Genomic DNA, 582 nt, shown 5'->3' with positions numbered 1-582 from the left:
TGGGGCGAGCTCGCCGACCGCAATCGGCCCGTCCTGCACACCCACGACCGCAACGGCCACCGCATCGACGAGGTCGAATACGACCCCGCCTATCACGAGCTCATGCGTACGGCCGTCGAACATGGTCTGCACGCAGCCCCGTGGGCCGACGGCCGACACGGCGCGCATGTGGTCCGGGCGGCCAAGACGAGCGTATGGACCGCCGAATCTGCTCATATGTGCGCGATTTCGATGACGTACGCCGTAGTCCCGGCGTTGCGCTGGAACCCGGAGCTCGCCGCTATCTACGAGCCGTTGCTGACCAGTAGGGTCTATGACCCCGATCTGAAGGTGCCCAGCACCAAGCCGGGTATCACCGCGGGTATGTCGATGACGGAGAAACAGGGCGGCTCCGATGTGCGCGCCGGCACCACCCAGGCGATCCCCATTGGCCCCAACGCCTCCGGCACCTACCGCCTGACCGGTCACAAGTGGTTCACCTCGGCGCCGATGTGCGACATCTTCCTGGTGCTCGCGCAGGCACCGGGCGGGCTGTCGTGCTTTCTGCTGCCGCGGGTGTTGCCCGACGGCACCCGCAACCGG

At 67.2% G+C, this 582-nt stretch carries 1 protein-coding gene; it reads left to right on the top strand.

The window, feature by feature from the left end:
* Positions 1 to 582, top strand: a 582-nt coding sequence (locus A5646_RS25760) for an acyl-CoA dehydrogenase family protein (RefSeq protein WP_197505291.1), incomplete at both ends; no start/stop codon positions are given.

Origin of the sequence: Mycobacterium sp. 1245499.0 (genome assembly GCF_001673615.1) — a bacterium.
Classification (GTDB): Bacteria; Actinomycetota; Actinomycetes; order Mycobacteriales; family Mycobacteriaceae; genus Mycobacterium; species Mycobacterium europaeum_A.
The sequence above is the reverse complement of the archived record's forward strand: the minus strand, read 5'-3'. Positions and strand labels throughout refer to the sequence as shown.